Source organism: Deinococcus pimensis DSM 21231 (genome assembly GCF_000519345.1).
Classification (GTDB): domain Bacteria; phylum Deinococcota; class Deinococci; order Deinococcales; family Deinococcaceae; genus Deinococcus_A; species Deinococcus_A pimensis.
In genome coordinates this window covers 41,651-48,259 of the sequence record NZ_KI912640.1, presented here as the reverse complement: position 1 = coordinate 48,259, position 6,609 = coordinate 41,651, and the positions used below count along the sequence as shown (strand labels likewise).

The 6,609-nt window shown below is 71.5% G+C and carries 7 protein-coding genes and 1 pseudogene; 6 read left to right on the top strand and 2 right to left on the bottom strand.

The features are described 5' to 3' along the window. From DEIPI_RS30300 to DEIPI_RS30295, 5 genes are all read left to right on the top strand, one after another. A partial coding sequence (locus DEIPI_RS30300) for a M23 family metallopeptidase (protein WP_045234112.1) occupies nucleotides 1-332 on the top strand: 332 nt, incomplete at its 5' end. A gap of 22 nt (nucleotides 333-354) precedes the next feature. Beyond that, entirely contained in the window at nucleotides 355-1,044 is a 690-nt protein-coding gene (locus DEIPI_RS0110940) for a GNAT family N-acetyltransferase (protein WP_027481803.1), read from the top strand. Between the two features lie 112 nt (nucleotides 1,045-1,156). Further along, nucleotides 1,157-2,284 (top strand): agmatine deiminase family protein, encoded by a 1,128-nt coding sequence (locus DEIPI_RS0110935; protein WP_052351707.1) that lies wholly within the window; start codon nucleotides 1,157-1,159, stop codon nucleotides 2,282-2,284. Continuing rightward, nucleotides 2,271-3,179: an N-carbamoylputrescine amidase gene (gene aguB / locus DEIPI_RS0110930; protein WP_157463603.1), complete on the top strand. Its 909-nt coding sequence runs from the start codon at nucleotides 2,271-2,273 to the stop codon at nucleotides 3,177-3,179. Before DEIPI_RS0110935 ends, aguB begins: the two co-directional genes overlap by 14 nt. A 139-nt stretch (nucleotides 3,180-3,318) precedes the next feature. Then, nucleotides 3,319-4,266 carry an SMP-30/gluconolactonase/LRE family protein gene (locus DEIPI_RS30295; protein ID WP_045234111.1) on the top strand — a complete coding sequence of 316 codons (948 nt, stop codon included), beginning with the start codon at nucleotides 3,319-3,321 and terminating at the stop codon, nucleotides 4,264-4,266. Nucleotides 4,267-4,333: 67 nt separating this feature from the next. Here the strand turns inward: DEIPI_RS30295 and DEIPI_RS0110920 are convergent, their stop codons facing one another. Next, on the bottom strand, nucleotides 4,334-5,314 hold the full coding sequence (locus tag DEIPI_RS0110920; RefSeq protein ID WP_027481800.1) for an aldo/keto reductase: 981 nt from the start codon (nucleotides 5,312-5,314) through the stop codon (nucleotides 4,334-4,336). A gap of 73 nt (nucleotides 5,315-5,387) precedes the next feature. Here DEIPI_RS0110920 and DEIPI_RS0110915 point away from each other — a divergent pair, with 73 nt between their 5' ends. Then, nucleotides 5,388-6,242, top strand: coding sequence for a hypothetical protein (locus DEIPI_RS0110915; RefSeq protein ID WP_027481799.1), 855 nt, complete (start codon nucleotides 5,388-5,390; stop codon nucleotides 6,240-6,242). 226 nt (nucleotides 6,243-6,468) lie between these two features. Here DEIPI_RS0110915 and DEIPI_RS42230 read toward each other — a convergent pair. Further along, nucleotides 6,469-6,567, bottom strand: a pseudogene (locus DEIPI_RS42230) (LamB/YcsF family protein); the annotation flags it as partial. Between the last annotated feature and the right edge of the window lie 42 nt (nucleotides 6,568-6,609).

Sequence of the window (6,609 nt, the reverse complement as noted above, 5' to 3'; positions counted from 1 at the left end):
CCGAGGGCCGCCGTCACGAGGGCATCGACATCTTCGCGCCCCTCGGGACGCCCGTGCGGTCGAGCACGCCGGGCGTGGTCACGAAGGTCGGCACGGACCGCCTCGGCGGGAACGTCGTGACCGTGACGGGACCGGGCGGCTACCACCACTACTACGCGCACCTGTCGCGCTTCGCGGACGTCCGCGCGGGCGAGTGGGTGGAGGCGGGCCGCGTGCTGGGGTACGTCGGCGTGAGCGGCAACGCGCGCGGCACGCCGCCGCACCTGCACTACGGCGTGTACCTGCCGTCGTGGCGGGCCGTGAACCCTTATTCCCTGCTGCGGCCCGACTGAGCGGGGCGGTACAGTGGCGGGCATGACCGCCGAAGTGCTCGACCGTCCGTTCTGGGAGGCCCTGACGGGCCCGCAGTCGTCCTGGGCGCGGCGCGAGGGCCGCGCCGCGTGCTACGACCCGGACGCGGCGCCCTTCGCCGCGCTCGCGGACGTGAGCACGGAGGCCTGGGCCGATCTGGCGACCCTGCTGGGCGAGGACGGGGCCGCCGCGCTGTTCTTCCCCTCCGCGCCCGAGGTGCCGCCCGTGCTGGACGTGGTGAACACCTTCGACGTGACGCAGATGGTGCTGCGCGGCCTCTCCCCCGCCCCGGACGTGGAGGCCGCCGCGCTCGGGCCGGACGACACGGCGGACATGCTGGAGCTCGTGCGGCTCGCCCGGCCCGGCCCGTTCCGGGCGCGGACGGTGGAGCTCGGCGGCTTCCTCGGGGTGCGCGGCGAGGACGGACGCCTCCTCGCGATGGCGGGCGAGCGGGCGCGTCCCCGGGGCTTCTCGGAGGTGAGCGGCGTGTGCGTCCACCCGGACGCGCGCGGGCGGGGACTCGCGGCGGCCCTCGTGACGGGCGTGGCGCGGGCGGTGCTCGCACGCTCCGAGACGCCCTTCCTGCACGTGAACCCCGACAACCACGCGGCGCGGTCGCTGTACCGCCGTCTCGGCTTCGAGGACCGCGCGACGTTGCGCGGCGTCGTCGTGAGGCGCGCGCAGCCCGTCTGACGGGCGCCCGACATCGTTTCGGACGCACCTTTGCGGCGCGGAGCTCTGATAGAGTAATTGACTTGTGAAGCACCTGACCGACTCTCCGAAGCCCCGTGATCTGGGGTTCTCCATGCCGCCCGAGTGGGCGCCGCACGCGGCGACGTGGACGAGCTGGCCCGCCGACGACGACCTGTGGTTCGGTCACCTGGAGGGCGTGCGCGCCGAGTTCGCGGAGCTCGTGCGGACCGTCTCGCGCTTCGAGCCGGTGCACCTGCTCGTCCGCGACGAGGAATCCGAGACGGACGCCCGCTCGCGGCTCGCGGGCGTGGACGTCACGTACCACCGCGTGCCGCTCGACGACGTGTGGTTCCGGGACAACGGGCCGCTGTTCGTCAAGCGAGGCGCGACCCGCCGGAAGGCGGGCGAGCCGTTGGAGCGAGGCGCGACCCGCCCTCAGGCGGGCGAGCCGTTGGAGCGAGGCGCGACCCGCTCTCCTGCGGGCGAGCCGTTGGAGAGGGGCGACGTCTCGCTGGTGAACTGGGAGTTCAACTCGTGGGGCGGGAAGTTCGAGTGGAAGAAGGACACGCTCGCGCCGGAGGCGGTCGCGGCGTACCTCGGCGCGGCCCACTGGGACCTGAACGTCGTGATGGAGGGCGGCAGCCTGGAGCTCAACGGCGCGGGCGTGGCCCTCACGACGCGGCAGTGCCTATTGACCGACACCCGCAACCCCGGCCTCGACGAGGCGGGCATCGAGGCGCTGCTGCGCGACTACCTCGGCATCGAGAAGCTGCTGTGGCTCGACGCGGGTCTGGAGGGCGACCACACGGACGGGCACATCGACACCATCACGCGTTTCGTGGACGAGCGGACCATCGTGACGGCGGTGGAGCCGAATCCGGGTGACGCGAACCACGCGACGATGCGGGACAACCTGGAGCGCCTGCGCACCTTCACGGACCTCTCGGGCCGCCCCTTCGACGTGGTGGAGCTTCCGCTGCCCGCGAACCGGCTGGAGGGCCCCGAGGGTCGGCTGCCGCCCACCTACGCGAACTTCTACGTCGGGAACGGCTTCGTGGCGGTACCGGTGTACGGCGACCCGAACGACGATCGGGCGCTGGAGGTGCTGCGGCCCCTCTTCCCGGGCCGCGAGGTGATCGGCCTGATGTCGCGCGAGCTCATCCGGGGCGGCGGAAGCTTCCACTGCGTCACGCAGCAGCAGCCGACCGGGACCATCTGGAAGGGTGATGACCTTGACTAAGACTCGGAACGTACGGCTCGCGGTCGTGCAGATGAGCATGACGGACGTGCTGGAGGAGAACGTCGCGAAGGCCGAGCGGCTCGTGCGGGACGCGGCCCGTGAGGGCGCGAACGTGGTGCTGCTGCCCGAGCTCTTCGAGAACCTGTACTTCTGCCAGGCGGAACGCGAGGAGTTCTTCGAGCTGGCGCACGAGGTGGACGGCCACCCGTTCCTGGGGCGCTTCGCGGCGCTCGCGCGGGAGCTCGGGGTGGTGCTGCCCGTCAGCTTCTTCGAGAAGGCCGGGCACGCGCACTACAACAGCCTCGCGATGATCGACGCGGACGGCGCGGTCATGGGCGTGTACCGCAAGAGCCACATCCCGGACGGGCCCGGCTACGAGGAGAAGTACTACTTCAACCCGGGCGACACGGGCTTCAAGGTGTGGGACACCCGCTTCGGACGCATCGGGGTGGGCATCTGCTGGGACCAGTGGTACCCGGAGACGGCGCGCGCGATGAGCCTGATGGGCGCGGAGATCCTGCTCTACCCCACCGCGATCGGCAGCGAGCCCGAGGAGGTGGAGTCCCCCAACAGCCACCACATGTGGCAGCGCGCGATGGTGGGGCACGCGGTGAGCAACGTCGTGTACCTCGCGGCGGCGAACCGCGTCGGCACGGAGACGGTGGAGCACGGCGGCGGGAAGGCCACGCAGGCCACGTTCTACGGTCACTCGTTCATCTCGGACTACACGGGCGAGAAGGTCCGCGAGTTCGGCGAGACCGAGGAGGGCGTGCTCACATACGACCTCGACCTCGACGCCGCCCGCAAGTTCCGCGCGGGGATGGGCTTCTTCCGCGACCGCCGTCCGGAGCTGTACGGACCCCTGCTCACGATGGACGGGCGCACGCGCCGCTGAACAGCGGATGTTCGGAGGGAGGGGCCGGGTGGTCCCTCCCCTTCTCGTTGTGTGCTCCGGGTCGCCTTGTCGGGAATCGCTGAACGTCCGCGCGCGGACCAAGGTCCCTGCCCTCATGACCCCTCCATACAACTGGGGCATGCGCACCCCGAGAACCGCCCTGATGGCCCTGACCGCCCTCGCCGCCCTCACCGCCTGCGGCATGACCGCCGTGACGCCCGCGCCGAGCACCACGATCACGCTGCCGGGCAACGCGGTCTTCCCGGAGGGCGTGACGTACCGCGCCGCCACCGACACCTTCTACGTCACGAGCACCACGGACGGCACGATCTTCCAGGGCAAACCGGGGGACGCGGCGGCCACGGTCGCCGTGCCGGGCAGCACGGGCGGGACCGCCGTGGGCCTCAAGGTGGACACGGCGGGTCGCCTGTACGTCGCGGGCGGCGCGAGCGGGAAGATCACCGTGTACGACACCACGACCTCCACCCCGACGCTCGTGCGCTCCTACGGGACGCCCGCGCCCGCGTCGGGCACCCGCTTCATCAACGACGTGGCCCTCACCGCCGAGGGGGCGTACTTCACCGACTCGAACCAGCCCGTCATCTTCAAGGTGGACCGCACCGCCGCGAACGGCGCGGGCGAGCTCACGGCGTGGCTGGACCTCACCGGCACGGCCATCACCTACACGACCGGCTTCAACCTCAACGGCATCGCCGCGACGCCCGACGGGAAGTACCTCCTGACGGTGCAGTCCAACACCGGGAAGCTCTACCGCATCACCGTGGCGACCAAGGCCGTCGAGGAGGTCGCCCTCGGCGGCGCGACCCTCAAGAACGGCGACGGCATCCTGCTCGACGGGCAGCGCCTGTACGTCGTGCGCAACGCCGACGGCGTGATCGTGCCCGTCAACCTGGACTCGGACTTCACGATCGGCACGGTCGGCCAGGGCTTCACGGACCCCACCTTCCGCTACCCCACCACGGTCGCGAGCACCGGCAACCGGCTGCTCGTCGTGAACTCGCAGTTCGACAAGCAGAACGGAACGCCCGAACTGCCGTTCACGCTGTCGAACGTCGCCAAGCCCTGAGGCCACGATCAGCGGTCAGCCGTCAGTGACCGAACACTGACGGCTGACCGCTGACGGCTGACCGCTCCTACACGTCCGTGCGGGCGCGCGGCCAGTCGCTGGCCGTGTCGAGCGCGGCGACCTCCTCCGGGGTGAGGTCGAGGTCGGCGGCGGGCATCAGCTCGCGCAGCTGCTCCACGCTGTTCGCGCCCACGATGGGCGCCGTGACGTACGGTTTGGCGAGGAGCCACGCGAGCGCCACCTGCGCGGGCTTCGCGCCGCGCGCGTCCGCGATCTCCACGAGCTTCTCCACCACGTCGAAGTTCTGCTCGCTGAAGAAGCGCTTCGCGATGCCGCCCGCGCGCACGCTGTCCGGCAGGTCCTGCCCGCGGCGGTACTTGCCGGTGAGGAAGCCGCCCGCGAGGGGGCTGTAGGGAATCACGCCGACGCCGTGCGTCTCGCAGAGGATCGCGAGCTCACGCTCGAAGTTCGCGCGGACGGGCGCGGCGATGCTGAATTCCGGCTGGAGGCTGTCGAAGCGCGCGAAGCTGTGCTTGTCGGCCTTCCAGAGGGCCTCCGTGAGGCGCCACGCGGGGAAGTTGCTCGCGCCGATGTAGCGCACCATGCCCGCGCGGACGAGGTCCGTGAGGGCCTCCAGGGTCTCCTCGACGGGCGTCTCCAGGTCGGGCCAGTGCACCTGGTAGAGGTCCACGTAGTCCACGCCGAGCCGCTCGAGGCTCTCCTCGCAGGCCTGCAGGATCCAGCGCTTCGAGAGGCCCTGCCGCAGCGGGCCGCCCATGTCGCCGCGCACCTTCGTGGCGATCACGAGGTCCTCGCGGCGGCGGCCCTCCAGCCAGCGCCCGATGATCTCCTCGCTGACGCCGCCGGGGTTGCCCTCGGCCCAGTTGGAGTAGATGTCGGCGGTGTCGATGAAGTTGCCGCCCGCCTCGACGTACGCGTCGAGGACGGCGCGGCTGGCGGCCTCGTCGGCGGTCCAGCCGAACTGCATGGTGCCGAGGGCGATCGAGGAGACCTTCAGGCCGGTACGTCCGAGTCGGCGAAGTCGCATGGGCAACATTATGGAAGCGTGGAGACGCGCGGGTACGGACGCGGGCCCGGAAGTATGGCACGATGAAGGACGCATGAATTCTCCATCGCAGTCGCCCGTCGCGACGTCCGGCCGTCAGATCGTCTCGTGGCTGACCGTGCTGCAGGTCCTCTCGGTCGTGTCGGCCGTCGCGTACGTCGTCCTCGCCCTGCTGGGCCGCAGTCAGGCGGGCGTGCAGGTGTCCCGCACCGTGGACCTCTCGATCGGCGGGCTTCAGGTGCTGCTGTCCGTCCTGTGGGTCCTCGCGATCCAGGTGATGAAACGCTGGATGACGGACGTGCGTCACTGGGCCACCGGGGACGGCGCTCCGAACGCCGAGCGCACGGACCGGGACGCGCGCACCCTGCGCGGCTGGCTGCTGGCGGGTCAGCTGCTGCCGATCCTCGCGGCGTTCGTGATCGTGCCGCTCACGTGGTACGCCATCGGCATCGGGCTCGACACCGCCGAGTTCCAGGATCAGCTGCGCCGTCAGAGCGGCGGGCAGAACCTCCCGCCGGAAACGCTGCGCGCCGCCGTGCAGCTCGGCAGCGTCCTCACGCTGGTGTTCTTCGTGGTGCCGTCCATCGCGATCAACTGGGCGGTGCTGGGGTGGGTGCGCCGCTGGACGCGCGGCGTGACCGACGCCGTGGCGGGCCGCCCGCTGGGCGAGCCGCGGCTCGCGGACGTGGCGGGCACGCTGGCGCGCTGGTTCACGTTCTTCCAGGCGCTGCTGGTCCTCGTGATCCTGATGGTGCTGGCCGTGCCCCTCGTGGGCCTGCCGCAGGAGACGGGCCTGGACCGCGTGTCGCTGGTGGTGTACTTCCTGCTGCTGTCGCTGCAGGTGGCGCTGCTGCAGTGGTCGAAGACGTTCCTGGCGGGCGTGACGCAGCGCGCGGCGGGCGTGCGCTAGCCTGCGCCCTTCCGTGACGCGGCGCCCTCTCACGGGGAGCGCCGCGTCACCGTTTCAGGGCGCCCGCACCGTCACGCCCGCGCGGGCGAGGGCGTCACGCAGGTCCCGGGCGAGCTCGGGGGCGTGCTCCCCCGCGCCGTGCAGGGACAGCGTCTCCGCGCGGACACGCAGCACGCGCCCCGTCCTCGTCCGTGGTCTCGCCGCGCGTCGCGATGTCCACCGCCTGACCTTCGGCCCATTCCGGCCCGTGCACCGCGTGCGGAAGCGCGCGCGGCACGAGCGAACCGTCGGCGCGGTACGCGCGGTCCGCGAAGGCCTCCGGCACGCCGCGCAGACCCGCCTCCCTCGCGGCGTCCACGAGGACGCT